Raw genomic sequence first — 25,467 nt, forward strand, 5'->3', positions numbered from 1 at the left:
CGCTCATCTGCCAACCGGCCCGTGTGCCTTCATGATGTTCTTCTGGAGAGAACCTTTGAGCCTCTGGTAGAGCCTAAATTCCAAAGAAATGCAGATACTTCTAGGACCTCGTCGGTAGATTTCTGGTTCACGGGAAGTTCGCCGAATTTGAACCAAGGCTCGAGTGGGCTCCCCCAGCGACAGAAGTTCCGAAGGCTTGCCTCGGGGAATTCAGTTCCCACCGACTTGCAGCTCGTAAGCGCGTCGCAGTCGATTGACCCTCGATGAGGTCGCGTGTCCAGTGTTCAATGTCGTCTCCATTCGCCAACGTCTAGGACCCCTTTATCCGTCGCCGCTTCGATTAGTGGTCCGGCAACGGTATCGCCGATCGCCCCTCTTATCGCCTCGACCAGTTCCCGCACGCGGCGAGTCATCATGTAGTCCGAAACGGTCGTGCTCCGGACGCGCTCGGCGAAGAAAGCAACGAGCTCGGGGCCATGGGAGGTGAGAACGCCATCCGCAAACTTCCGATGCAAGAACCGCTCGCCGAGGCCGATGCCGTGTCCACTGAGAAGCATCGCTGCGGCAGGGACGAACTTACCGACGAGAGGGACGACGTCCGCCCAGCGCGCAAGCTCTTCGACGGATGCAACACGCGGCTGCCCGTTGATGCGGCGTTCCAGATGCTTGCCGAGCCACCGGTGCCAAACCTCGGCCCCGTCTATGCCGTCCTCACGGAGAAATCGGGCCACTGTTTCAGCGAAGTCGGCGGCATGCGAACCGTCTGACGCGAGCACCGTCTGATGAAGGAGGCGCCTCCGGTCGGTACTCGTGATGCCCGCGTATGACACCACAGAGGCGACGAACCCCAGGAAGATGAGATGCTGCTGGCGACCTGGCAAATCGCGGAGACGGCTAAGCTCGGCAACCATGCTGCCTAAGAGGCCCGCTGCGAGAAGCCGGTCGTTCCACCTGGGACGGTGCAGGAAAGGACCCCAGCTAAAGACATGCCGCTTTGGGTCGTTGAAAAGCGGAAGCAGGTGCGCTGCCGCGAAGTTTTCATCTGCGGCGAAATAGAAGAACAGCTTGCCAGCAATCCCAGGCTGAGTAGCATCCAACGCATCCTTGTTGTCGTTGAGTAGCCCGATGAGCGCATCCGACTCCTCGTCACTCAGGCCAGCCCATTCCTCACGCGAGTGCCGCCAGCGACGATCAACCTCACTGGCCCAATACTGGGCCAAGAGACCCGGCCACGAATTGAGGTGCGCCGCCGCGAACGACACGGGGCTCGCGTCTGCACGCCGGGTGAAGCCTGAACCCTGTGCGTGCCATAGCACACTCGCCAACTCGCGCATGGATGCGAGCATCGGCGATTCATCCACATCGAGCTGCTGTTGAACCTGATCAAGCAGGAAACGCCCGACCGAATAGGCGGACTCCTTGTCCTCCCGAAGTGCGTAGAGGCGCTCGACAACTACGAGCCCCGCATCTCCAAGGGCCGCCTTTCCCCACCCTTCGGCAATCGCACGCCACAGATCGACCTGCTTCTCGTCGAGGTCGTCACGGCCAAGGATCGCGTCCCAGAGCTGAACCCCAAGGTCCGGGCGTCGCTCAGCAGCCTGCTGCACTATTCCGAGTGCATCTCGCCATTCGGGTTGATCGAAGTGACGTTCGGAGTAGTCGTGGGACAACAGGGCCTCGAGTGCAGCGTCCACGTTCTGAGCGAGCGTCTGAATGAATTCCTCGATATCTATTGGTGGCTTTCCGCCCCAGGTTCCGCTCGTCATCCACGTGTCGAAGTCAGGGTGCTCTCGGACTTCAAAACTGGGGTTCTCAGACTGGACCGCGTCGAACGTGATTCGTGCCTCAGCCCAGTCAGGATCGGCCTGCTTCAGCCATGCCAGCAGGTTGTACTTCAAGTACGCTATGTGTCCATCACGATCGGGAATCTCTTCGAAGTAGTCGGGTCCGATAGCGGCCGCGTCCAGGACTCGCCGCTTGAGCGATGGCGACGCGGTGCTGGTTGCGGAGGCGAGTAACTGATACGTCTCATGCTTCAAATTGTCGGCATAGAGCCCGGCGCGACCGAGGAGCCACGAGAGCTTTTCGTCCGCACTTCGTGCCGGATCGTTAGCCACCAGATGCAGCGCGAGGCGTTGCGTGAGCGCTCGGTCGAGACTCCACCAGCGCTCGGGAAGTCCCGGCCATACGTGCAGCGCCTTGATCCCGTAATCTCTGAGACCGTCGATGACCGCATCGAACGGCTCGCGGAATTCATCCTGGGCGTGTGCCTCGATCGCGAACCGTTGATGCGCGAGCAGGTCCCATTCTCGCTCGCCGTGATACGCGTCAAACAGGTCGTATGCCGCCATTATGACGTCCTCCAGGAGTCCGCCAAGAGAACGATCTCCAGGGTCGGATGCCTGCACCACGAGTCGAACCTGCTGGGTCAGCGCGTAGTCCTCCGCGTGCCAGGTGACCTTCGCATTGGGATGGGTCGTGCGCACGGCGGACTCCTCGACGAACCAGCGTCGTTCCAGCTTTAGAAAAGGCCGCAACGCCGTCCGCAGCACCGCCATGCTGAGTGGCGTCGAATTGTCCAGGAACGGCATGAGGAGGTCGGTTTCGAGCGGTGCCGACTGTCCATAGATCGAGGTGGCGAGGAACGCCTGCCACCGCTTTCCTGCAGACGTATCCTGCTCACTTAAAGCGTTGGCGAACCAGGTGGCAGTCCGGTAGAGCGAAGTGGTCATGGACTGACCGAGTCGTTGCGCGGTCTGGAGCGCTGCAGCGTTCAGAGTCGCCGACCCGATGAAGGTCTTTGCGAACCAGTTGCCTAGGATTGCCGTCGCTTCTGAAACATTCGATGGCGAGAACAGGGCTTTGAACTCGGGGAATTCCTCCAACCAGGTCAGCCACTCGAGTTTGTCATCGTCGGGAAGCGACCCAGTCGCAGCCGCAAAGTCGCGGGCGCCGTCGGTAGTCCGGAGACGAGCATGGAGATAGTCGCGGTCGGGCCATGGCAAAGCGGTTCCGCCGCCAACAATCACCCGTAAGCGCGACTGGTGGTCGGTCTGTCCCATTTTGGCGCGATCGCCCCACTCGCTGAGTGCCGCCAAAAGGGCTCGATGATCGCGCCCGAAGACCGGGTAGGCGATTGGTCGGATCCCCAGGTATCCCCACTTGCTGTTCAACGGGTCGGTCGTGAACGCGAACCGTTTAGGGGCCGAGACCTTGCCGCTCGAGGGCAGCCCGAGCGCGAGGTATCGCATGATCGCGTCATCGTGGCTGTAGCCGATGAACACCACGGTGAATCGATCGAACATTGGGAGGAGAAACCGTGCGGCCCACGCGTCGGTGATGTATGCGCGACCGAAATCGCGGTCGGTGAGGATCATCTCCTCCTTCGGGCGACGTACTGAACCGTGCAGGTGTACGAGCCCAGTGAAGTCACGACCGAGTGGCAACGCCGGGGCGTACCAGGTGTTCGGGATCGGGATCGACCCGCTGCTTGCAGCAGAGGCGAGATGATCGTCGTAGTTGGTCGTCACCACACGAAACGTTCCCCCGATTCCCGCGAGGTCTACGATCGCACCGTGGAGCGGATTGAATTTCGACTTCGGATTGGAAATCAGGGTATGTGCGTGGTGGTGCGCGTCAAACCCCTGTGGTAACGACTCCAATTGCCCAATAAAGAAGTCCAGTCCGCCGCGCTTCGAGAATGGGTGCGACGCCTGTCGCGCGAGCTTCTTCGCGAGGCTGTCGAATAAGGGCAGGTTCGAAGGCTTGCCCAGCGAAGCGCCTGCACCGACGAAGAACACGAGTTCACCGCGCTCGTGAGCGTCGAGGATTTCATCGGGAAGCTCCACATCCCCGGTAACCCACATCAGTCCACGACCCCAATAGCGCCACTCAGTTCGTTCACCTACGTGCCCCCGTCCGCGCCTCTCCGTGACGCCTGCGCACCAATGTCTTGCGGAGACCAAGATCCAGTATAAGACAGCACCCAAATGGCGAGAATCCCTGCCAAACGCTTTCGACGGCCCGCAGCCTTATCGACACGCTTGACGCCCTTGAAGGCTAAATCGCACTGGCTGCACTTGAGATCGGTGCTCTTGGATTCCCACACATGTGGCGCTACCCGAGATAACGAGAAAAGCCGTCACGACATGTCTGGTGACGGTTCGGTTGGCTTCCCCACTGTCAGGAAGTGAGTAAGGGTAGTCCTGGTCCGAGCACCTCGTCTGCGGAGTCCAAGGCCTCTGCGTCGAGCTGATGGTTCTGGGATAACGAAATACATGTCCATGGAAACCTGGGTATCACGACGTCCTCCTTATAACAGTGGCTGCACAAGAGCCGTGCACGCATCCAGGGATTCGTCGTTGTGCAGAACATTGCAGAGCTGGCCAAGCAACCGAAGATGTTGAATAGCCCCGAGAACCCGAGCAAGCACGCAAGGTGCTGCTACGCACAACCTACCTGTGGCTGGCGAATCCAAAGATCGGGTGGGACCCAGGTCATCGTAAGTCGGTCGTGAACCCGCGCCGGCCAGGTGCGGCCTGACGGTCAGTGGACACTCGGAAACACGGTCTACAAGATGGCCGGCAATCCGTGCCCCTGCGGTTTCTCGACGTCGTGGCAGGAGACCTCGTGAGCGAGGGGGTGACCTTGCTGCGCGAAGGTGGCAGGTGGGTGATCGCCGGTGCGCTCGGTGGGCACACTGTAGGTTTCGACGTGCGTCGGCTCTATCTCCACAATGCCCAAATTATTGGCTCCAGCATGCACACCCCGTCCCACTTTGGACTGCTGATGGACATCGCTCGACAGGCACAGGTCCGTCCAGTCATCGCGAAAGCCTACCCGCTTCATGAGGCCTCCCAAGCGCAGGAAAAACTCGGCCGACGTCGCCATGTGGGCAAGATCGTCCTGCATCCTCAGCCGCTCGACCCCGAGGAGACCGTAGCGCCCGAGCGTGACCTGGGCTCCGTCGCTGGAGGCAACATCACGCGGCACGGGGGTAACTAGACTCGAGCGCGTGACGAAGAGCGGATACGACGAGCCACGTGTTGCCCAGGTCTATGACGCCGAGAACAGCGGGCGCTGGGACTTCGACTTCTACCTCGCTCTTGCCGAGGAGCTGAGTGAGGGGGTTGACGACTTCGCGGTCCTCGACATCGGTTGTGGCACCGGGGCGCTCGGTGTCGAACTCGCCCAGGCCGGATATCAGGTGACCGGGGTCGACCCGGCTGAAGCGATGCTTGTGACCGCCCGCACACGGCCGGGAGGTCACCTGGCAACCTGGATCCACGGGTACGCCAACGATGTTCCCGATGCCATCGCCGACCTGGTGATCATGACCGGGCACGTTGCCCAGTACTTCATCACCGATGACGCGTGGGATGAGGTTCTACAGCACGCTCACCGGGCACTTCGACCCGGCGGCCGGATCGCTTTCGAGAGCCGCAACCCGGGCAACCGCGCCTGGGAGCGCTGGACTCGCGACAACACCTTTGGCACATACCCCCACCCCGACGGTGGTGAGTTCACCAGCTGGGTCGAGTCGCTTCAGGTCAACGAAGAGGCACCTGAAGGTGTCATCGAGACACACCGTGGCATCACTGTGTACCCGGACGGCACGCGCTCCGGCGACGAGACCTCCGAGACGCTCATCTTCCGCCCAATGGATCGCCTGACCAGCAGCCTTGACACCGCCGGCTTCACGATCGAGCACTCTTACGGCGACTGGTCACGCGGTCCTGTCACTGAGGCTAGTGTCGAGCACATCCTCATCGCCCGCCGCGACTAGCCTAAGGGGACAACTCAAACCTCAGCCCGGCTGCGTGCAGATTGAGACTGAGGATGGCCGAACGTGCCCCATTCGGAACAGGTTTTGACTACGGGATCGTCGGCGTGTCGACGGCCGAACCGCAGGCACGGCTGCGTGGTCAAAAGCGACCGTTATTGATTACTTCACACCCCGAAAGCGGTCGCGTACTTAATTTCACCGGATGGCGTGTCTTGGTTGGGATCAAGGGCCAGGGCGAGGAAAGAATCATCAGGGACTTCGAAAGGTGCAGTAACCCCAAACCCCGAGGCCGCCGTGAAGCCGAATCGTGGATAGAAGTCGGCATGTCCCAGAACCACAACTAAGTTCTCTCCGCGCTGCTTGGCCGCGTCGAGACCCGCTCGAATTGCTGCACTTCCAGCGCCGGTGCCCTGGTAGCCCGGTAAGACAGCACAGGGGGCCAAAGCTAGCGCAGCTTCTCCGCCGACACTGCAGCGGGTAAGGAGAGCATGACCGACCACAGCGCCGCTGGCATCAGTGGCAACAATTGAGAGCCCATCGACCCACGCCTGTGGGTCCGACCGAAGGGCCTCAACTAGGTCCGCTTCGTCTTCACCAGGAAACGCTGCAACGTTGACTGCCCGAATCTCTGCAATATCTCCATGCTGCTCCGGACGAGTAATCCAAGTGAACAATTCAATGACCTCTTCGGGAAAAACGGAACACGACGTTTCGTACGGTGACATTATACGACGACTCATTGAGCCCGATTAATGACTACTGTCAGAAATTACCGATCCTGAGACTCCGCGGTGATATATGTGATCTATGATCCGAAGCGCCCGACCCCGTGACCTCAACGATTTACGGGAGATTGAACGAGCTGCTGGCTTGGCATTCTACGACCTTGGTATGGACAGCATCGCGGAAGACGAACCACCAACACTTGAAGAACTTGCAGTGTTTCAAGAAGCTGAACGGGCATGGGTAGCGGTTGATGAAGATGACCGGCCAACGGCGTATCTACTGTTAGACACCGTGGATGGCAATGCGCACATTGAACAGGTCACAGTGCATCCCGACCACGCCCGGCAGGGAATAGTGAAGAGCGCTTATAGAATCCGCCGCCGACTGGGCGCGGGGCCACAACCAGAACGGACTAACCCTGACTAGCTTCGCGGACGTCCCATGGAACGCGCCGTACTACGAAAGAATTGGATTCAAAGTGCTTGAAGAGCACCAACTGACAAAGGGATTGCGTGCAATCCGGGAGCACGAGTCCGCCCTTGGGTTAGACCGGTGGCCCCGCATAGTGATGCGCCGGGACATCACCTGAACGTAAGGCATCAGCCCCCACAACGCCCCCATTCAACGGAGCTCAGGCCCTCTGCACACCATCAGTCAATCCAGCCACCCCTGAACTCCAGAAGGAACTCAGCAGGCTCTCTGCCCGCAGCCGCGAGGAGCCTAGCTGGTGTCGTCGAAGGAAGAACGGCCATGAACTCGACCGCTGGATCACCCCGCCGCTGCGACCGGCCACCGCACAGCGAGAACATTCCCGACCCACCTGCCCATAGGCCCGCAGAGACCGGTCAAAGTATCCAGAAGCCCCGGTGCCTAGCAGGTGAGATCTATGTGTATCCCTACTGCGGCAGCCACCTCGACCAGCCAGTCCCGGTCGCGTTGCAGCAGCGTGAAATGGCGCCGCGGCGGCCATCCTTGCTGGGCTTTCAGCGATTGGCCGCTCGTGGTTCCGAAAAAGCAATATGAAGCTGCTTGATTGAAATTTTTACACATGTACACCACACCGTCGGCGCCATGTTTCCACGCGGCCTCTGCCCACTTCACGGTGTGCTGAGGGCGCTGTTCATTGGAACAGCACACCTACCCCAGGTGTTGCTCTGCCGGTGCTGCTGCGGAGTCCTTTCCACCGTGTGGAGGTCACTCAATGCCGGATAGCCCCCCATCTGACTGCTACCTATTGATTTCGCCCTCCAATGGCTGCTACCGTCGTTTAGCAACATTCGATAAGTGAAGACGATTGTTGTATATAGAAAGAAATGATTATTCGTGTTGCAAACCGATCAATAGGCGCTTTATCAGGTGCAGTGCTCATTGGAATGCTAGCCCTCCCGAATGCGGTTGCTTCAGATGAAGAGCTTGAAGTAACTGAGGTGAATGATGTTGTTCAGGGCGACGGTTATGTTGTCGTATATCCTGAGACTGATGCGCCACCTGCAGCAGAAGAGGCAGATCTTATAGACGTCGGCCCTGTCGACGATGATGAAATCGTCATCATCGCCGACAGCGAAGGTAATCTTCCCCAAGGGCTGACGCCTGAAGCAATCGTTGAACAAAGCAATCAAGCGGACGACACCGCCGTCTACACAGAAAGTTACGGAGAAGCAGGTGTCGGGAATGAACCAATGTCAGCATGCAGCACCCCTGGAAATGAAACATACGTGGCCGGTGTGGGCGCGTGGGGGCCAGAATCGGATAGCGACACCGCCTTGATAGGCGATCATGGAGTAACCACTACCTATCGGTTCACCCCGCTGCCGCAAACGAATGCAATCGTTTCTGGTCAAGGGCTAGGGTTCCTGCAGGTCGGTGCCAACTTATATGAACGCCGGTGGTACCACATTGGATCGGGTTACGGTGGCGAGACACAGATAAGGTCCGGGGTCCCATGGGGCAACGTGGCCGGTAATCCTCAGCTTCGCGCACAAAGCACGTCTTCTAGCGTTGGCCAGTGGTGCCACGGACTAAGGTAAGGCTTTAAATTGGATAGGACAGCCAAGAAGTGCATATATTGGGCCGTTTTTTGCTATATTGTAGGAGCGCTGGCACTTACTCTGACTCCTCGTCTATTTGCGGGAATCTCGGGAAGGCTTCGCCCTGACGAAAATGCTTTCTTGGTCCTCGCAGAACCAATTATTCTCATCGTGCAATGGGGGCTATTCCCTACCGGTTCCGCCCTAATCGGTGCAGCTATCGTCATTCAATGGATGCGGTCGACTCTTACTGTCAGAACAAGAACACTCAATTAAGAACTAAACCTCAATCCACCGATCCGACAAAAATGGCACGAGTCGAGTAGGTTAAGTCCGCAAAGGTCACCGCTGAGTGGCCCCTCACGATCAAGTGCGGGGCTGCTCAGTCCTTTGTTAACGCAGTGCGCGCCAGACGCTTGACCGACTCACGCCCAGGGAATGGCTGATGTCAGTGAGGCTGACTCCCTGCGCCTGGAGGGTCCGGGCGGCGCGTAGCCGCTCTGGCGTCATTACCGTAGGTCTTCCGCCGACGCGTCCCTGGGCGCGTGCGTAGGCGAGCCCTCGGGTGGTGTTGTCCCTGATGGTGTCAACACGCAGCCGCATGAAGACAGCGACGATGCCCAGCATCGCTCGGACCATCGGTGTACTGGTGTCGATATCGGGCTCTGTCAGGGATTTGAGGCCGATGCCCCTCTCCCCCAGGTCGTGCACGATGTGCAGCGCCATTGTCTCGCTGCCTGCCAGACGATCCAGTCCACGCACCAGAAGGGTCTCACCGGAACGTAGGTAGGTCTGGCATTCGGTCCACTGCGGCCGGTCTTTCACACGGCTGGATTCACCATGATCGGTGAAGACCTGTTCAGCTCCGGCTGCGCGCAGCGCCTCAACCTGAGTTGGTGGATTGGCCGGGGGTGCTGACTCGTGCGTAGCCGATGATCGCCATGTGCGGCTCCGTGGGTAGGTCCGGTGGTGTCACAAACGGTACGCGCTGCGTTGTGACACTCCCCTGGTTTCGGAACAGGTTGTGACTACGGCCGGGTCGGCGTGTCGGCGTCAGCCGATGCGCCTCGGACGGCGTGGTCAAAAACGACCGTTTGTGGCTTGTCGCCGCTATGGTCGCGCATACGTTCCTCACCAGTCTTGATGAGCTTCTGCACTCGCTGCTTGGCGAATCGGACGTGTCGGCCGATTCCACCGTGCGTCCATCCGAGGTCTGGTAAGCGCACGATATAGCCAGTGGGGTTGTATGGCGCCGCAGAGAGACCGTTGGAGTAGTAGATGAAGGCTTCATCGAGGAGCGCGGCGCGCGCTTCGGCCTGCTCCTCCGTTACCCTCTCCGGGCCGGAAAGGGCCGCGACGTGTTGGACGCCAGAGCACACCCGCTCAAGATCCCCCGGTGCCCAGCCGTACCCATCTAAACGGCCTGTAGCCGGCTTCAGCACTTAGCTCTCATCCACAACTACCCACATGTCGCAAGGGCAGGTATCGGCGAACGCGTGGGACGCGTCTACCACCGGCCGTTGCGGGGCCGCGGTTGGCAGACCGGGCACCAGTAGGAGGAACGGCCCATGAACTTCGCCCGCTGGATCACCCCAGCGCTGCGACCGGCTACCGCGCAGCGGGAGCATTCCCGGCCGGCCTGCCCATAGGCCTGCAGCGACCGGTCAAAGTAACCAGACGCTCCGTTGACGTTGACGTAGAGCGCATCAAAACTCGTACCCCCAGCCTCCAACGCCGCGGCCATCACCTCCTGCAGCGCGCTCAGCAGCCGGGCCGCCTCCGCCCGGGTGACCGTCTCAGCCCTGCGCGCGTAATGCATGCGAGCGCGCCACAACGCCTCATCAGCGTAAATATTGCCCACCCCGGAGATCACCGTCTGATCCAGCAGCGCCCGCTTAATCCCAGTACGACGACGCCGCAGCGCAGTAAAAATCCATTCTGCGGTGACAGCCGGCTCCAGCGGGTCCGGAGCAATATGCGTTGCCGACTGCGGGATCATCCGCTGGGAGGTGCGAGTCACCACATCAGGGATCAACGGGCTCAGGTGCATGCCGCCGAAGATCCGCTGGTCCACAAACCGCAACTGGTTCGGAGGGGCGTGACCCTCTTCCGCGGCGTCGGCCCGTGGCCTGTCCCCCAGTGCCAGGGTGATTTTGAGGTGTTTCTCTGCCGGGGCGTCGTCGTGCTCCATGAGCACCTGCCCACTCATGCCCAAATGAATGACCAGCGCGGTCGGCTGTGGTGTGTGCTGACTGGTAAGCGGGATCCACAGGAACTTACCGCGCCGCAGCGGGGCACCCAGTGTGCCGCCGGTCAGCTGGTCGCGGAAAGCCTGTGGACCTTCTGCATAGCGGCGAAGGCTGCGTTCGTCATGGACGGTGACCTGCTCCACGGTCCGGTGCGCAGCCCACCGGTCCACCCCGCGGCGGACCACCTCAACCTCTGGCAACTCAGGCATAGCACCTCAGTGTGCCAGAACCATCTCCGGCCGGAGGATCAGCCCGCGATACTGTTCAGTTCATTGAGGTAGGACTCCGAGAGTTCTACGCCGGCTCCGGTGATGTTCTCCCGAAGGTGCGCGGCAGAGGATGTGCCCGCAATGAGGAGAATATTCGGCGACCGGCGCAGTAACCACGCCAGTGCGACCGACATGGGCGTAGACCCGAGCCGCGCTACGACCGACGACAGGGCCGCCGACTGCAGCGGGGTGAACCCGCCGAGCGGGAAGAACGGGATGTAGGCCACACCCTCGGCTGCAAGCTGGTCGATCAACTGGTCGTCATGGCGAGTGGCGAGGTTGTACATGTTCTGCACGGAGACGATCGGCGCGATCGACTGCGCTTCGCTGACCTGCGCGGCAGTAGCGTTGCTGACGCCCAGGTGCCGGATCACACCCTGATCCTGCAGGTCCACCAGCGTCTGGAAGGCCTCACTGATACGTTCCGGGACAGGTCCGTTCGCGTCACCAAGGCGCAGATGCACCAGGTCCAGGGCCTCCACTCCGAGGGTTTCTAGGTTGTCCTGGATCTGCTGGCGCAGTTCATCAGGTTTCCGGGCACTGGGCCAGCCGCCGTTGGCGTCACGACGACCACCGACCTTGGTCGCAATCAAGAGTGTCTCTCCGTAAGGGTGCAGGGCCTCGCGGATGAGATTGTTGGCCACACGCGGACCGTACGTCTCAGCAGTATCGATGTGGTTGATGCCGTGCGAGACCGCTTCCCTCAGCACAGCGAGAGCACCGGCACGATCAGCGGGTTCTCCGAGGACCCACGGGCCGGTAAGTTGCATGGCCCCATATCCGAAGCGAGCGACAGGGGTATCACCGAGGGTCCAGGTGCCGCCGGGGAGGGTGAGTGTTGAGGTGGTCATGTGTACCTTTCGATGGCTTGTGGGTCAGGTTGCCCTCCACCACTCTGAACCGTGCGCTACCTTTAAGGAAGTAGTTACCGAAAAGTGCGTTGATATCCCGGGAGTGAGATTGGCGACCAAGACCGCGGCCCAGAAGAGAGCCGAAGCGAAGACGCAGTACAACGCGTTTCTGGCGGCGTGCCCGAGCCAGCAGCTGCTTGCACGTGTGTCAGGCAAGTGGGTGACCCTGGTGATGTCAGCACTGGGGAGCGGACCCGACTGCACGGGTGAGCCCCGCCCCATGCGGTACTCCGAGCTAGCCCGAGTGCTGGCAGGCATCAGTCCGAAGATGTTGTCCCAGACCCTCAGATCGCTGGAAAGAGACGGACTTATTGACCGGACAGCCACCGCCACAGTCCCGGTGACCGTCTCCTATGAACTCACCGGCCTGGGCCTCTCCCTGCACCACACCATGCGTCAGATCAAGCTCTGGTCAGAAGCGCACCGGGATGAGGTCGCCGAGAATCAGGCCTTCTTCGACAGTGCACACTGACCTACGGTAGGGCCTGCGCACTCTGGCCCGCGAGCTGAGAAACTACTGCGGACCGCGGACCATGCGGATCTCCACGATCCCTCTGAGAGCGCCGGAACCTTCATCCTCGCCCAGGTCGATTTCCTCACCGTCTGGTTCGAATCCGTGTTTGCGGTAGAAGGCCTGCGCCCGCGGGTTGTCTTTGAGTACCCAGAGAGAAGCGGATTTGTTGTTGAGGAGCTCCTCCAGCATGGCGGAGGAAGCTCCACTGCCCTGGTGTTCGGCCAACAGGTACATCATGTAGAGCTCATGCTCGACATCCACATCCTCCTCATGCGGAGGACCGATCTGGGCCATACCCACAATGGTGCCGTCTACTTCGGTGACCCTGGTGCGCGCTCGGTGGGCCTGGTCGGCGAGCATCTGCCGCCAGGAGTTAAGCCTGCGCTGGTACGACTCCTCGTTCCAGAACTGCTCAGGGAAAATACCTGAGTAGGCTTCCTCCCACGCTTTGACATGCACGCTGGCGATACCTTCAGCCTCATGTAACTTGGGGTGCCGGACTGTGAAGTCAGGGCTCATGTAAGTGCTCACTTTCGCTCGAGAGCTGCCTATGAGCCTGACCCCGGCTCGCTCCACCCTCTACTGTAGGCGGCGTCTCCGTATGAGGGGGTCCAGACCATGCGGATCTTGGGGAGGTTCGCGATGTTCGGCAGGTGCTGAACCGCGCCGTCAGGGAGGTACCCGCGCTTTCGGTAAAAGGCGATCGCCCGGGTGTTCTCCTCCATCACCCAGAGGTAGTGCGCGGTGTTTCCGGGGACGAGCTCCGTCAGCAGCCGATCAGAGAGTCCGGTGCCATAGGCGGCAGAAAGCACATAGAGCCGGTGCAGTTCCAGAGGCAGCGGGGCGTCGTGGTCCCGGGCGGTGCCGAAAATTCCGAAACCGACCACCTGCTCACCGGCTTCAGCAATCAGCACCCTGCGCTGGTGACCCTCAGGGAGGGGTTCGGCGAGCAGTTCGGTCCACTGTTCGGTCCGTTTGCTGGGAGTGTTGCGCCGGAGCATCCAATCGTGCGGAAAGTAATACCCGTAGGCCTCATCCGCGGCGATGGAATGTGCCAACCCGATCCGGGCGGCGTCGTGGAGCTGCGGCTGCCTGATCACAATCTGTTCCAGCACTCACTTAGGATATGTGGTCCCGCGTTGTGGTGTGTCAGGCCCTAGACCTAGGGAACGTTCAGGTTAGCGACGGCGCAGCAGCCCCCGTATAGTCGGCGACTGTGAACGCCTTCCGTGAAGATGTCAGAGGTGGCGAGGAGGAACCTCGCCGCAACTCCCCCGCGCCTAGTGCTGAGAAGCCTCCACGACCGTCAGTTCCGCAGACGCTGGCGGGGATGCTGACTGCCATCACCGTGACCTACCTGATGTCCTTCCTTGGGGTCGCTGGCACGGTCATCGGCGTCGGATTGGTCAGTGTTCTCACCGTCCTGGGCAACTTCATGTACTCCTCAGCGATCTACAGCGCTAAGGAAAAGGTGAAGCTTGCGCCACCGAAAGTCAGGCGCCGGGGTCAACCTTCCGAGCCACTGGATAACAGTGTGACCGAATTCGGATATTCCACCGCGGATCGCTCCGACGCCGCGTCTGATGGCCCTGAGTCATTTAGCTCTGGTGCCGGCGACTCTGCCACTGCCGAACCGGTGCGGGAGGAATCCGAGACGGCCTATTCGGAAAGCCCAGCGCAGTCATCACCTGGTCGTTTGCGCCAAGCCTGGACGGCCATGATGGAACGCTACGGACCCAAGAGGATCTTCGGGTCGATCGCGCTGGTCTTCGTGCTGCTAGCAGGGACGGTCACGGTGATCGAGCTCTCGGCGGGTCAGCCGCTGTCTGACATCGTTCGCAATGAGGAAAGCAGCGGCACCTCATTCTTCGGCGGGGCAGGCGGAGCGGGTGGCGAGGGGGACGACCCGGAGATCGAAGACGATGATTCCGGTGAAGTCCCCCCACCTGAGCAGGACGACATCCAGGAGGAGCCCCCAGCGCCTGAGGCTCCCCCGGAGGAAGAAGCCCCAGCCGAAGAACCTCAACAGGAAGAACAGCCAGCACCTGAAGAGGGCGCCCCCGAGGGATAAACTGCGGTGCCTCACTGGGCGAGGTCAACCCAGAGTGTGGATCTTGAGCGAGCAGGCGGCGTCGTACTCCTCTTGGAAGTTCCTACTGGGCGGAGAGTCCGGCCGCAGGTGGGATGCGGGACAGGGCGCGTGCCGGAAGGAATGAGGCCAGAGCAGCAGCCACAAGCGTCGCAGCCCAAATCAGGCTCATCCGGCCCCACGGGACCCCTAATGCCACCGTGAGGTTGTCTTGTGCTACTAGGGAGCGCACGCCACCCCAGGCGAAGAACGCCCCCAGAGCGCTGCCCAAGACCAGGGCCACACCCGCCATCAGCAATGCCTCCAACGTGACCAGTGCGCCGACGGATCCGCGCGTCATGCCCATGGCACGCAACAGTGCGGCCTCACGGCGACGCTCCAGAACAGACAGGGCCAGGGTGTTGCTCACACCCACCACAGCCACCAGGACTGAGGCGGCGAGCAGCACGAGGACGACAACCAAGACGGTATCGATGATCTGGGCGTAACTCGCTCGTTCTGTCGCAGCACCCAGGAAGGTCTCCCCTGAGATGGCCTCCGCTTCATTGCCGAACCGAGTGAGGTCACCCATGCTGGCTGATTCGGCGGTGCGTATGACCGTGATGCCCGCATTGTTTTCGAAGGTCCACTGCTCAGCATTTTCGAGCAAGTCCTCAGGGAGCACCACGGTGTTCGCGGGCACCCACGACGCCGGGACGGCCTGAACAGTGGTGCCCGCCTCCGCTCCGCTCGCGGCACTCCCAAGGGGTGTGAGGGTGACCTCCGCGGACTCTGTGGTTCTGTCCTGCATCATTTCCGTCGAGACCACAGCGACGGGTCCCGCGCCGTGCTGGTTCTGGAACACCGAATCGCTGCGGGCGATCTCACTGATCACCGAATCTTCCGCGAAGACGACCCGACCCTCCAAGGAATTTCCATCAAGCTCTGCCGCCTCGATGGTCGCTTCAGCACCGGGAAGCTCCTGGTGCCTTTCCACGATGGATGAGTCCTCCGCCATCTGCTCCACCGCTTCCGAAGTGGTGTCCAGACTCGCGTCGATGGGGTTCCGCTCAGCCAGTTCCTCACTGAGGGAATGCTGCGCGGTCATCGCCCCCATGGTCATCGTGGACACCAGAGTGACCCCGATGAGCAATGCAGCGGTGGTGACTGCGGTACGGGCTGGCATGGCACGAGCATTCTGGCCGGCCAACCGTCCCGTCACCTTCAAACCCGGCACCCGGGAGGCAAGCTGCCCCAGGAGGGCAACGGCACGTGGAACCAGGAACCGGCCCATCAGCAGTACCCCGGTGAATCCGATGACTGCACCGGCGGCACCCAACAGCGGCTCATGGATAAGCGCCGACAGTAGGACCCCACCGAGGCCACCGGCGGCCAGAAGGACACCCAAAACGGTGCGCACCCAGGGGATCCGTTTGAGACCAGCGGCGATCTCCACCGGGCGCAGTGCCTCCATGGGGGAGGTCCGTCCGGCCTTCAGCGCAGGCATCACCGCCGCCAGCACGGTCACCGCAACACCGAGTACCAGTCCGGTGACGACGGCAAGCACACTGAGTTGCGCTGAGGAGAAGCTCTCCAACCAGAACCGCTGCGCGATAGTGGCGATGCCCACCGCGGCCGACCACCCCAGCAGGACGCCGAGCACGCCACCGCCCACACCAAGCAGCGCACCTTCGGCCACAGTGGCTCGGCGGAGCTGACCCGCCGTGGCCCCCACAGCCCTCAGCAGGGCCATAGTCCGGGAGCGGGAAGCGACCAGCACCTGGAACGTATTGGAGATGACGAGACTGGCGACGAACACTGCGATCGCGCCGAAACCCAGTCCAATACTCAACAGCGCCGTCGACTGTCCTGTCAGATCAGCGATCCAGGCGTCGATGATCTGCTGCTGGGTGTGGATCTCAACCCCAGCGACGACGAGGCTGCCGTCGGGCTGGGTAAAGATCTGGGCGGCGTCGTCATCATCACCACTATCAGCTGGGAGTTCGCCGTTGCTGATCATGGCCGCAATGACTTCAGCGATCTGCTGCTGCAGCTCCTCCTGTGCTTGCATATCACCGTGACCCTCACCTGTCATCGCGACCCGGAGGGAGGACGGGGTCTGGTCGGCATCTAGAGCCTCAAGACCTTCGGAGCTCATGTAGCCACTGACTGTCCGGTGGTAGCCGGATGCGAGGCCCGAGACCGTGAGCTCTGCGGAGCCCTCTTCCACATTGCCTGATTCTGCGTTGAAACGCTCAGTGCTGACCTGCATGGTGTCCCCGACGCCGAGGGTGTTCGCTTCGGCGAAGTCTTTGACCAGGAGGATCTGGTCATCCTGCTCGGGTAGGGACCCTTCGGCGAGGTCCATGGTGCGCGTTTCCGGCAGATCACCGGCGAGCAGCATGGTGTCCACGCCGGAGCTTTCGCCCTGGAGGAACACAAAGCTGAGCGCCTCGGCCTCGGCCACGCCATCAAGCTCACTGACGGCCTCTGCCAGCTGCTGGTCAGGCCGATCATCAGAGGAGGTGTCAGATGTGCCAGATTCTTCTGCCGCGTTCTGCGCCCTGACAAGCGTCTCGGCGTTGATCACGAGGTCGGCGCCCGCGGCGTCGGACACTGCCTGCGCCTCCATGGTGCGGTTGAATGAGCCGAGCAGAATCAGGGCAGTGACCACGAAGGCCACGGAGATGACGACGGCGGCGCCTGCGGCCCACATCCGCTTTCCGCCAGAGCGCAGATTGGTGCGTAGTACTGCATTCCCGGTCATCAGCGGGCACCGCCGTCTGGGGCCTGGACTGGTGTTTTCGCTATCGTCATGCCCTCCACGCTACGAACGCGGAACAGGACAGACATCGGATCAGAGGATGGTTCTCAGCTCCTCCCAGAGGACGAGGGTGGAGCTGCGGGCACAGGGGACGCATAGGCACTGCCCGCGCTGAGCGGTGCCGGTGGTCCTGGGCAGCAGAAAACCCCGGCGCGAATGCTGGTGCGCCGGGGTTCTCTCTTACCTGTCAGCTCAGAGGCGAGCTGGCGGCGTCGTGCTCCGGGGAATTACTCGCCCTGGTGGACGAAGGCAATATCGAGGTCGATGTTGACCTTGTCGCTGACCAGCACACCGCCGGCTTCGAGGGCGGCGTTCCAGGTCAGACCAAACTCTTTCCGGGAGAGGGAGGTGGTGGCCGAGAAGCCAGCGCGGGTCATGCCGAAGGGGTCCACAGCCTGGCCGCCGAACTCGACCTCGAAGGTCACGTTCTTGGACACCCCGCGGATGGTCAGCTCACCGGTGAGGTCGAACACCTCGCCGGAGGGCTTGACGCTGGACGCCACGAAAGTCAGCTCGGGGTACTTCTCAGCGTGCAGGAAGTCTTCACCCTTGACGTGACCGTCGCGGTTTTCGTCCTTGGAGTTGAAGGAGTCAGCGCGGACCACGGCGTTGACGTCAGCTGAGCCATCCTCGTTGACCTGCAGAGTGCCGGTGGACTCTTCGAAAACAGCGCGCACGCGGGAGATTCCGGCGTGGCGGACGCTGGCGCTAATCTCAGAGTGGGAACCGTCCAGGGTCCAGGTTCCAGGGGTCAAAGTAATTGCCATGGTGTTGCTCTCCTTCTTCAGATTTTTGGGTGACGAATGCTCACGCGGAGCTGCCCGCAAGTGCTGCGCGGTTCGATGAGTCACAACTCACCCTACTCCGGATTTATTTCAAAATTGAAAAAGTTTACGAGAAGTTCACGTCCCGGACCTCTCACGAAGGTCGGCGCTCGCTGCCCAAACAAGGGGATAGAGCGTCTCTAGATGTGGGAAATGAGGCGCTTTCGCGGCGTCGTTTCCCACATCCCGAGACATGCTGCGTGAAAGGGGGCCGCTGGGGGCCCGAAGGGGCGGGTGACCACGCCACCCGGAGGCTGAGCCGGTGACCACGCCACCCGGAGGCTGGGCGAGTGACACGCCACCCGGAGGCTGAGCCGGTGACCACGCGATCTAGAGGCTGAGCGGGCGACGAGCCGGACGCGGGGAGCGGGGCGGGAACTACGCCGAATCGCGGGGAACAAGCTCGGTGGGGAGGATGACATGCTCCACCTGTCCGCCGCCGAGGAGCGTCAACAGCATCTCCACGGCGGCACCTGCCATACCCGTGGTGGTGCTCAAAACCGTGGTCAGCGGCGGCCGGGTCAGTTTGGCCATCTGCGAATCATCGAAGCCCACCACCGCCACATCCTCCGGCACGGTGATGCCGGATCCCTGGAGCTCCTGGATGACAGAGACTGCCATCAGGTCGCTGGCGGCAAAGACTCCATCAAGGTTCGGTTCGCGCTCCAGCAGCCGCAGCATCCCCTCACCACCACTGGCCGCAGTGAAGTCTCCGTACTCCACCAAATCATCAGCAAGCCCGGCCTGAGCCATGGCCCGGCGCCACCCGGTGAGCCGGTCGAATCCGGAGGCCATATCCTGCGGACCAGCGACCGTCCCGATCCGGCGCCGGCCACCGTCAATCAACCGCTGGGCGGCCAGCATGCCGCCGGTCTCATTGTCCACATCCACATAGGGCAGACCCACATCCCCCGCATGGGGACGGCCGATATAGACCGCCGGAAGCTGGATCTCACGCAGCACATCAGAGATGCCGTCATCGCGGTGGTGAGAGACCACAATGGCCCCATCGGTGTACCCACCGCGCAGGTACCGGTCGATCTTGTCGCGCTTGCCTGGAGGCGCCACGGCCAGCAGCACCTGCACTGGAGAGTCCGCCAACTTGGTGTAGATCGCGCCCAGAATGGCGGAGAAGAACGGGTCTGAGAACACCCGCTCCTCCGCCTCCGGGACGACGACGGCAATCGAGTCAGCATCCGGGCGCACCAGTGACCGAGCCGCACGGTTGGGCCGGTAACCCAGCTGGCGGATCGCTGCTTGGACTGACTCCCGCGCAGACCGCCCCACCCGCGGATCCGCATTGACGACCCGCGACGCCGTAGCCCGCGAAACCCCTGCACGGGCGGCAACATCCTCCAGAGTGGGCAGGCGCTTAGCGGGCACAGTTTCCTTTCCGGCGGCGCGCACATCCCGCACTCGCCTCTCGGCCGGCTAGTGCCGACCTTCACACCTCAAGGCCCTAGTCCACCACACCGGTTCGGGCAACGCCTGCATACCAGTGCGCCGATGCTTTGAGTGTCCGCTCCAGGGACTCGTAGTCGACCCGCACAATCCCGAAACGCTTGGCGTAGCCGAAGGCCCACTCAAAGTTGTCCAACAGGGACCACACGAAGTATCCGCGCACATCAGCCCCAGATTCCATGGCCTCATGGACTGCGTGCAGGTGCTGGCGGATGTAGTCCGTCCGCTCCGTGTCCTGGATGGACCCGTCGGATTCGACGACGTCGTCATAGGCCGCTCCGTTTTCGGTCACGTAGAGCGCCACCCCGGCTTCAGCGGTGTAGTCAGTGTGGAGGCGCAGCAGCAGGTCGCGCAGTGCCTGCGGGTACACCTCCCAGCCCATCGCTGTCTGTGGGAGCCCGCGGGGAACTGAGGAGACATGCTCAGACCCCACATTCGGATTCGGCTCGCCCTGTGCCCGCGCGGCGGCCGCGGCCTGCGGAGCCTCAGCCGGATCCGCTCCGGTGAGCAGCTCCCCGGTGTAGAAGTTCACTCCAAGAACATCAATAGGGGTCGAAATCACGTCCAGGTCCCCGGCGCGGACCAGATCCTCCGGCCAGAGTCCCGCCTGATCGTCCAATACATCTTGGGGGTAGGTGCCCCGGAAGATGGGGTCTGCGAAGAACCGGTTGAACGATCCGTCCAAACGGCGGGCAGCGTCGACGTCGCCGGGCAGGTTCGGATCCGCCGGACGGTAGTCGGTGAAGTTCAGCGTGAGTCCCAGCTCCAGCTCTGGGTCGCGTTCGCGCAGGCTGCGCACCGCGAGCCCATGGCCCAGCAGCAGATGGTGTGCCGCGGCCAGCGCGGCCGAAGGCTCAGTGCGTCCCGGAGCGTGATGACCGTTGGCGTAACCCAGGAACGCTGAGCACCAAGGCTCGTTCAGCGTGGTCCACTGCCGGACCCTGTCCCCCAGAGCATCATGGAGGACCACTGCGTATTTCTCGAACGCATAGGCCGTCTCCCGATTGGCCCAGCCCCCGGCATCCTCCAGCACCTGAGGCAGATCCCAGTGATACTGCGTCAGCCAGGGGACAATCCCGGCTGCCAGCAGCTCATCGACCAGCTCGGTGTAGAACCGTAAACCCTCGGGGTTGACATTGACACCATCGGGCATCACCCGCGACCAGCTCACCGAGAACCGGTAGACCTTCAGGTTGAGCCGTTTCATCAGGGCGACATCCTCACGGAAGCGGTGATAGTGATCGCAGGCCACATCCCCGGTCTCCCCCGCGTGAACCTTGCCTGGGGTCTTGGAAAAGGTGTCCCAAATACTGGGCGCCCTTCCGGCGGAATCGAACCCGCCCTCCACCTGGTAGGCAGCCGTGGCGGAGCCCCACAGGAAAGTAGGGGGGAAAGTCACGGAAGCTCCGGTGGAAACAGCCTCGGACGGGGTAACGATGGTCATGCTTTAACAGCTCCTTGCATAATTCCGGACACCAATTGGCGCCCAGCGAAGACGAAGAGGATCAACAGCGGCACAGTCGCCAGGGTGGCCCCGGTGAGCACCAGTGAATAGTCCACAAAGTGGGCAGCTTGGAGCTGCTGCAGAGCCACCGGGAGGGTGGGATTCTGCGGACCGAGCACAATGAACGGCCAGAAGAAGTTCGTCCAGTTCAGAACGAACGTGAACAGGAACAACATGGCTGCCGCGGGCCGGGCTGCCGGCAGACAGACGTGATAGAAGGTGCGGATCATAGAGCAGCCGTCCACAGTGGCAGCCTCGATCAGCTCATCCGGTATGGCCTGGCGCAGATACTGCGTCATCCAGAACACGCCGAAGGCCGTCACCAATGCCGGGACGATGACCGCCGCCAACTCTCCTGTCCAGCCCAATGCGGCCATCACCTGGTACAGCGGGACGACGCCGAGCTGGGTGGGCACTGCCATGGTGGCAATGACGAACACCAGCAGCGGAGCTGCCCCTTTGAATCTCAGTTTGGCGAAGGCATAACCGGCCAAAGTGGAGAAGAACACCACGGAGAATGCGGTGGTGGTGGAGACGATGATCGAATTCATCGTCGCCCGCCAGAACGGCACCGTGTCCATCACCGTGGCGGCGTTGGCAAGGAAGTTCCCGCCTGGCCACCACGGGAAGCTGGTCCGCGACAGGATCGTCGAGTCGTGTGAGCCGATCAGGAAGCTCCACCACAGAGGGAACATCCCGCCCACCACCACGGCCGCCAGGCAGCCGTAGACAATGAAACCCGGCCTACGGTTCTGACCCCCCGGGGCAGAACGACGACGCCGCCCTAAGGTTCGGCTCGAATCAGCGTGGGAATCCACAGGCGCTAGTGGGGCACTGGTGGTCATAACGTGGCTCCCTTCTTGAGGCGACGCCGCGACGTCGAGCTCTTGCGTCCCTCACCGTTGGCGATCCGCCGAGTGATGGTGAAGTTGATGATGCCGATCGCCACGATCAGCAGGAACAGCAGCACTGCCACTGCAGAGGCCATACCGAAGTCCGAACGGGTCCAGCCGAGTTCGTAGAGGTAGATGGTCATGGTCTGCCACTGACCGTCGGTCCCGCCGCGTCCGTACTGGTCGTACAGGCGAGGCTCATCGAAGATCTGCAGGCCACCGATGGTGGAGGTGATCACCACAAAGATGATGGTGGGCCGCAGCATAGGCACGGTGACGGAGATGAATTGCCGGACCTTACCGGCTCCGTCTATCTCCGCCTGTTCGTAGAGGTCGCGGGGTACCGCCTGCATGGCGGCCAAGAAGATCAGTGCGTTGTAGCCAGTCCAACGGAAGTTCACCATGGAAGCGATTGCCAGGTGGCTGGGCAGAACTTCGGACTGCCAGCCGATGGGATCGATGCCAATGGTGTCCAGCACCGAGTTCACCAGGCCGAAGCGCTGGGAGAAGAGGTTGGAGAAGATGAGCGCCACAGCCACCGGAGTCACCACATAGGGAAGCAGCACACCCATCCGCCAAAAGGTTCTGGCCCGCAGGTGGCTGTCGAGCATGTAGGCGATGATGATCGCTGCGACCACCTGGGGACCCGTGGAGAGGATGAAGATGCTCAGCGTGTTCCGCAGGGCAATCCAGAAGGCCCTTTGGCCCACGACATGGGCGAAGTTGTCGAGTCCGACGAACTCCCCCTGCCCCATGATGAGGTCCCAGTCGTGTGCGGCCACCCAGGCGGTGTACACCAGCGGGAACAGACCGACAATGGCGAAGAGGATGAAGAACGGGCTGATGTAGAGGTAGGGCGAATACTTCCGGTCCCAGGCCGAAGCCCGGGACCGGAGGTGGTTGCGTGAAGGCATGGGTTACTTCATAGCCTCTACGTCGTTGACGAACTTCTCCCAGGAATCATCCGCGTCATCGATGCCGTCAACATCGACGCGGTTGAGTGCGTCTTGGATGGCGACATTGATCAGCAGATAGTTAGGACCTTTGAACGGCTGAACCTCGATGGCTTCAGCCCGGTTGGCGAGAGTCTCACCCACGGGGGCGTCATTGAAGAACTCGTCGGTGGCCGACTGGATCTCCTCTGACTCCAAAGCCTCCACAGTGGAGGGGAAGGCACCGATGGCCTCGAATGCTTTGATCTGCTGTTCGGGAGCAGTCAGCCATGCTGCCAGCTCCTTAGCGGCGTCGATGTTCTCACCTTGGGTTGGCACTGTGAGGTAGGAACCACCCCAGTTGCCGCCTCCGCCTGGGAAGACGTCGGCAACGTCCCAGCCGTCCACGCCGTCGGCGTTGCCTTCAATGACTCCGAGCATCCAGCCTGGGCAGAGCATGGTCGCGAAGCCGTCGCGTTGGAAGGCATCCGACCAGTCACCGGACCACTGGGAGAGGCCTGCGGAGAGTTCATCCTCGACACTGGCTTCGAGGAGCTCATCGTAGAGATCCTTCACCTCAGGGTTGGTGTCGGCGATGATTTCGCCGTCTTCAGTTTCGAAGGGAACCTCAACCTGGTTGATCATGCCCTGCCAGATGTTGTCTGAACCTGAGTACCAGGCGGACTCTGAGCTTGAAACGAACTCACGCCCGGTGTCGAAGTAGTTGCCCCAATCGCCATCAAGAAGATCGGCGACCTCTTCGCGATCAGTAGGCAGGCCCGCCTCTTCGAAGAGATCAGCCCGGTAGCACAAGGCTTGTGGGCCGATGTCGGTTCCGTAGCCGATCTGGCGGCCTTCTTCGTCAACGGCGTCTTCATATTTCCAGTCCAGCCAGCGGCCTTCGACCTCTGGGGCAGAGAGGTCCTCGAACCGGTCGGAGTACTGCATGAACTCCACCAGCCAGTCCAGCTCCACGGCCTCAATATCGGAAGCTCCGGAGCCAGCCCCTAGGCTGTTGCGCAGCGAGTCGCGTGCGTTCTCAGCAGTGTCCACCTTGTTGTGCTCGATGCGGATGCCGGTCTGTTCTTCATACTCTTCGAACAGCTCCTCGTAACCGAACTCGTTGAAGGTCGTCACGCTGAGGCTATCTGGTGCAGCGGCCTCACTGTCGCCGTTATCGGACCCGGCCTCGGCGTCAGCGTCTGCTCCGCAGGCGGAGAGAGCCAGGGTCGCTGCAGCGCCCAGGGCTACTGCCTGGGCCAGTCGGCGACGCCGGGGGTGTGTGAAATCTGTAGTGCTCACAATTCCTCCTCAAGGTGTCTGATGCGAGCAGTGGAGCGGGGGTTCCACTACGTGTCGAAGATGCTCTCTCGTCTGTGAGAGCGCTCTCACGATGTGATGACAGTAACACTGTGACTCCTCAAGTGACAAGACTCACGGATCAACTGCTTCCCAGAACCGTCCAATGAGTGCGTTCGGGTCCTTACAAAAGCGCACGGGTCAACAGGCGACTCACCTGGGCTGACGCTGACCGGGAGCGGTGTGGATATGACAAGGATCACGCACTTTCTCTATGGGCTTGAGGGTTTGGGTGCGCTTCATCAAGGGTGAGACAGTAGACTCTGCGCCAGACTGCCCACCGTGTGTCCGCCTGCAATGAGGAGGACACACCTGAGACCAAAACCCTGTAGGAGGTGCCTGTGGGACTGCTCGACACATTAGAACGCAGTATCGAGAAAGTCGTCCGCGGCGCCTTCTCCGGACGCGGAGGGAGCGTCGGGCCCGTGGAGATCGCTACAGCAGTACGCCGCCACATGGATCGCGAGTCGTCCACCCCGCAACGTGGGGTCGCGCTGGTGCCCAACCTGTACAAGATCCGCCTCTCGGAGCACGACTTCACCGAGGCGAAGAAATACGGCACGGCCCTGGCCGAGGAGTTGTGCGAGGAGATCATTCGGCATGCAGAGTCCCAGGGCTACACGCTTCAGGGGCCGGTGAAAGCGACGTTCGTCAAGAACACCGAACTCCGGCGCGGGCAGATGAGTATCGAGACTCAGACTGACACCACCGTCAACTCATCCCCTGCAGGCTCACAGTCGGGGGTCCCGCGGCCACCGCATGCCCCGGCTGCCGGTCCGGCAGCGACGGCTGCACTACCCGCCAGGATGCACCGCAACTCCTCCGCACCACCGCGCAAGACTGTGGGCACACTGGAGCACGATGGCCGCGCATACACGCTGGAGGACCGCTCCACCGTGATCGGCCGCTCCTCCTCAGCAGACATCACCATCTCTGACACCGGGGTTTCCCGCAAGCACCTGGAAGTCGCGCAGTCCGGTACCCGCTGGATCGCCCGCGATCTTGGGTCCACCAATGGCGCTTTCGTTGACGGTCAGGAGCTGCGCAGCACTGAGGCCGAACTCTATGACGGCGCAGTCATCACCCTGGGCAATGCGCGAATGCGCTTCCGGCTCGGCTGA

At 61.6% G+C, this 25,467-nt stretch carries 22 protein-coding genes; 7 read left to right on the forward strand and 15 right to left on the reverse strand.

Annotated elements, in window-relative coordinates:
• Positions 1 to 284: 284 nt before the first annotated feature.
• Complete coding sequence (locus FH975_RS11530; protein ID WP_162321453.1) at positions 285 to 3,866, reverse strand: SIR2 family protein; 3,582 nt, start codon at positions 3,864 to 3,866, stop codon at positions 285 to 287.
• 748 nt (positions 3,867 to 4,614) lie between these two features.
• Between FH975_RS11530 and FH975_RS11535 the strand changes: the two genes are divergently transcribed.
• Complete coding sequence (locus FH975_RS11535; protein WP_328821874.1) at positions 4,615 to 5,004, forward strand: zinc-binding dehydrogenase; 390 nt, start codon at positions 4,615 to 4,617, stop codon at positions 5,002 to 5,004.
• A 10-nt stretch (positions 5,005 to 5,014) separates the two neighbouring features.
• Entirely contained in the window at positions 5,015 to 5,785 is a 771-nt protein-coding gene (locus tag FH975_RS11540) for a class I SAM-dependent methyltransferase (protein ID WP_162321455.1), read from the forward strand.
• 164 nt (positions 5,786 to 5,949) lie between these two features.
• On the opposite strand, the gene FH975_RS11545 is transcribed toward FH975_RS11540, so the two are convergent.
• On the reverse strand, positions 5,950 to 6,510 hold the full coding sequence (locus tag FH975_RS11545) for a GNAT family N-acetyltransferase (RefSeq protein WP_162321456.1): 561 nt from the start codon (positions 6,508 to 6,510) through the stop codon (positions 5,950 to 5,952).
• Positions 6,511 to 6,592: 82 nt separating this feature from the next.
• Between FH975_RS11545 and FH975_RS11550 the strand changes: the two genes are divergently transcribed.
• Together FH975_RS11550 and FH975_RS11555 are read left to right on the forward strand one after the other, a co-directional pair.
• Positions 6,593 to 6,937 carry a GNAT family N-acetyltransferase gene (locus FH975_RS11550; protein WP_235928684.1) on the forward strand — a complete coding sequence of 115 codons (345 nt, stop codon included), beginning with the start codon at positions 6,593 to 6,595 and terminating at the stop codon, positions 6,935 to 6,937.
• Positions 6,938 to 7,824: 887 nt separating this feature from the next.
• The gene (locus FH975_RS11555) at positions 7,825 to 8,538 is read left to right on the forward strand and encodes a hypothetical protein (protein WP_162321457.1); all 714 of its coding nucleotides are present in this window, start codon (positions 7,825 to 7,827) and stop codon (positions 8,536 to 8,538) included.
• 393 nt (positions 8,539 to 8,931) lie between these two features.
• On the opposite strand, the gene FH975_RS11560 is transcribed toward FH975_RS11555, so the two are convergent.
• The 4 genes from FH975_RS11560 to FH975_RS11575 all read right to left on the reverse strand — a co-directional run bounded on the left by FH975_RS11560 (position 8,932) and on the right by FH975_RS11575 (position 11,907).
• Positions 8,932 to 9,417: a recombinase family protein gene (locus FH975_RS11560; RefSeq protein WP_235928700.1), complete on the reverse strand. Its 486-nt coding sequence runs from the start codon at positions 9,415 to 9,417 to the stop codon at positions 8,932 to 8,934.
• A gap of 149 nt (positions 9,418 to 9,566) precedes the next feature.
• Positions 9,567 to 9,980, reverse strand: coding sequence for a hypothetical protein (locus FH975_RS11565; RefSeq protein ID WP_162321458.1), 414 nt, complete (start codon positions 9,978 to 9,980; stop codon positions 9,567 to 9,569).
• A gap of 65 nt (positions 9,981 to 10,045) precedes the next feature.
• Positions 10,046 to 10,996 carry a bifunctional DNA-formamidopyrimidine glycosylase/DNA-(apurinic or apyrimidinic site) lyase gene (gene mutM / locus FH975_RS11570; protein WP_162321459.1) on the reverse strand — a complete coding sequence of 317 codons (951 nt, stop codon included), beginning with the start codon at positions 10,994 to 10,996 and terminating at the stop codon, positions 10,046 to 10,048.
• Between the two features lie 38 nt (positions 10,997 to 11,034).
• Complete coding sequence (locus tag FH975_RS11575; protein ID WP_162321460.1) at positions 11,035 to 11,907, reverse strand: oxidoreductase; 873 nt, start codon at positions 11,905 to 11,907, stop codon at positions 11,035 to 11,037.
• Between the two features lie 103 nt (positions 11,908 to 12,010).
• Between FH975_RS11575 and FH975_RS11580 the strand changes: the two genes are divergently transcribed.
• Positions 12,011 to 12,439 (forward strand): winged helix-turn-helix transcriptional regulator, encoded by a 429-nt coding sequence (locus tag FH975_RS11580; RefSeq protein WP_328821869.1) that lies wholly within the window; start codon positions 12,011 to 12,013, stop codon positions 12,437 to 12,439.
• Positions 12,440 to 12,481: 42 nt separating this feature from the next.
• Here the strand turns inward: FH975_RS11580 and FH975_RS11585 are convergent, their stop codons facing one another.
• Both FH975_RS11585 and FH975_RS11590 read right to left on the reverse strand, forming a co-directional pair.
• Positions 12,482 to 13,000 carry a GNAT family N-acetyltransferase gene (locus FH975_RS11585; RefSeq protein ID WP_153077719.1) on the reverse strand — a complete coding sequence of 173 codons (519 nt, stop codon included), beginning with the start codon at positions 12,998 to 13,000 and terminating at the stop codon, positions 12,482 to 12,484.
• Between the two features lie 29 nt (positions 13,001 to 13,029).
• Positions 13,030 to 13,596 carry a GNAT family N-acetyltransferase gene (locus FH975_RS11590; protein WP_162321461.1) on the reverse strand — a complete coding sequence of 189 codons (567 nt, stop codon included), beginning with the start codon at positions 13,594 to 13,596 and terminating at the stop codon, positions 13,030 to 13,032.
• 101 nt (positions 13,597 to 13,697) lie between these two features.
• On the opposite strand from FH975_RS11590, the gene FH975_RS11595 reads away from it, so the two are divergent.
• The gene (locus FH975_RS11595; protein ID WP_162321462.1) at positions 13,698 to 14,552 is read left to right on the forward strand and encodes a hypothetical protein; all 855 of its coding nucleotides are present in this window, start codon (positions 13,698 to 13,700) and stop codon (positions 14,550 to 14,552) included.
• Positions 14,553 to 14,634: 82 nt separating this feature from the next.
• Here the strand turns inward: FH975_RS11595 and FH975_RS11600 are convergent, their stop codons facing one another.
• From FH975_RS11600 to FH975_RS11630, 7 genes are all read right to left on the reverse strand, one after another.
• Positions 14,635 to 17,316: an FtsX-like permease family protein gene (locus FH975_RS11600; RefSeq protein WP_162321463.1), complete on the reverse strand. Its 2,682-nt coding sequence runs from the start codon at positions 17,314 to 17,316 to the stop codon at positions 14,635 to 14,637.
• A gap of 284 nt (positions 17,317 to 17,600) precedes the next feature.
• On the reverse strand, positions 17,601 to 18,140 hold the full coding sequence (locus tag FH975_RS11605; RefSeq protein WP_162321464.1) for a YceI family protein: 540 nt from the start codon (positions 18,138 to 18,140) through the stop codon (positions 17,601 to 17,603).
• 435 nt (positions 18,141 to 18,575) lie between these two features.
• Positions 18,576 to 19,580, reverse strand: coding sequence for a LacI family DNA-binding transcriptional regulator (locus FH975_RS11610; protein ID WP_328821870.1), 1,005 nt, complete (start codon positions 19,578 to 19,580; stop codon positions 18,576 to 18,578).
• Positions 19,581 to 19,656: 76 nt separating this feature from the next.
• Positions 19,657 to 21,102 (reverse strand): GH1 family beta-glucosidase, encoded by a 1,446-nt coding sequence (locus FH975_RS11615; RefSeq protein ID WP_162321466.1) that lies wholly within the window; start codon positions 21,100 to 21,102, stop codon positions 19,657 to 19,659.
• Positions 21,099 to 22,007 (reverse strand): carbohydrate ABC transporter permease, encoded by a 909-nt coding sequence (locus FH975_RS11620; protein WP_162321467.1) that lies wholly within the window; start codon positions 22,005 to 22,007, stop codon positions 21,099 to 21,101. The genes FH975_RS11615 and FH975_RS11620 overlap by 4 nt, the downstream gene beginning before the upstream one ends.
• A complete protein-coding gene (locus tag FH975_RS11625; protein ID WP_162321468.1) occupies positions 22,004 to 22,969 on the reverse strand; it encodes a carbohydrate ABC transporter permease in 966 nt (321 codons plus the stop codon). Before FH975_RS11625 ends, FH975_RS11620 begins: the two co-directional genes overlap by 4 nt.
• A 3-nt stretch (positions 22,970 to 22,972) precedes the next feature.
• Positions 22,973 to 24,289: an ABC transporter substrate-binding protein gene (locus FH975_RS11630; RefSeq protein WP_328821871.1), complete on the reverse strand. Its 1,317-nt coding sequence runs from the start codon at positions 24,287 to 24,289 to the stop codon at positions 22,973 to 22,975.
• 398 nt (positions 24,290 to 24,687) lie between these two features.
• Here FH975_RS11630 and FH975_RS11635 point away from each other — a divergent pair, with 398 nt between their 5' ends.
• Complete coding sequence (locus FH975_RS11635) at positions 24,688 to 25,467, forward strand: FhaA domain-containing protein (protein WP_162321469.1); 780 nt, start codon at positions 24,688 to 24,690, stop codon at positions 25,465 to 25,467.

Source organism: Nesterenkonia haasae (genome assembly GCF_010119385.1).
GTDB lineage: Bacteria > Actinomycetota > Actinomycetes > Actinomycetales > Micrococcaceae > Nesterenkonia > Nesterenkonia haasae.

Bases quoted from the DNA above. Each gene is read 5' to 3' on its own strand.
- FH975_RS11600 (WP_162321463.1), bottom strand. From the start codon at position 17,316: ATGACCGGGAATGCAGTACTACGCACCAATCTGCGCTCTGGCGGAAAG.
- FH975_RS11605 (WP_162321464.1), bottom strand. From the start codon at position 18,140: ATGGCAATTACTTTGACCCCTGGAACCTGGACCCTGGACGGTTCCCAC.
- FH975_RS11575 (WP_162321460.1), bottom strand. From the start codon at position 11,907: ATGACCACCTCAACACTCACCCTCCCCGGCGGCACCTGGACCCTCGGT.
- FH975_RS11625 (WP_162321468.1), bottom strand. From the start codon at position 22,969: ATGCCTTCACGCAACCACCTCCGGTCCCGGGCTTCGGCCTGGGACCGG.
- FH975_RS11615 (WP_162321466.1), bottom strand. From the start codon at position 21,102: ATGACCATCGTTACCCCGTCCGAGGCTGTTTCCACCGGAGCTTCCGTG.
- FH975_RS11555 (WP_162321457.1), top strand. From the start codon at position 7,825: ATGATTATTCGTGTTGCAAACCGATCAATAGGCGCTTTATCAGGTGCA.
- FH975_RS11585 (WP_153077719.1), bottom strand. From the start codon at position 13,000: ATGAGCCCTGACTTCACAGTCCGGCACCCCAAGTTACATGAGGCTGAA.
- FH975_RS11550 (WP_235928684.1), top strand. From the start codon at position 6,593: ATGATCCGAAGCGCCCGACCCCGTGACCTCAACGATTTACGGGAGATT.
- FH975_RS11545 (WP_162321456.1), bottom strand. From the start codon at position 6,510: ATGTCACCGTACGAAACGTCGTGTTCCGTTTTTCCCGAAGAGGTCATT.
- FH975_RS11530 (WP_162321453.1), bottom strand. From the start codon at position 3,866: ATGTGGGTTACCGGGGATGTGGAGCTTCCCGATGAAATCCTCGACGCT.
- mutM (WP_162321459.1), bottom strand. From the start codon at position 10,996: ATGCCTGAGTTGCCAGAGGTTGAGGTGGTCCGCCGCGGGGTGGACCGG.
- FH975_RS11620 (WP_162321467.1), bottom strand. From the start codon at position 22,007: ATGACCACCAGTGCCCCACTAGCGCCTGTGGATTCCCACGCTGATTCG.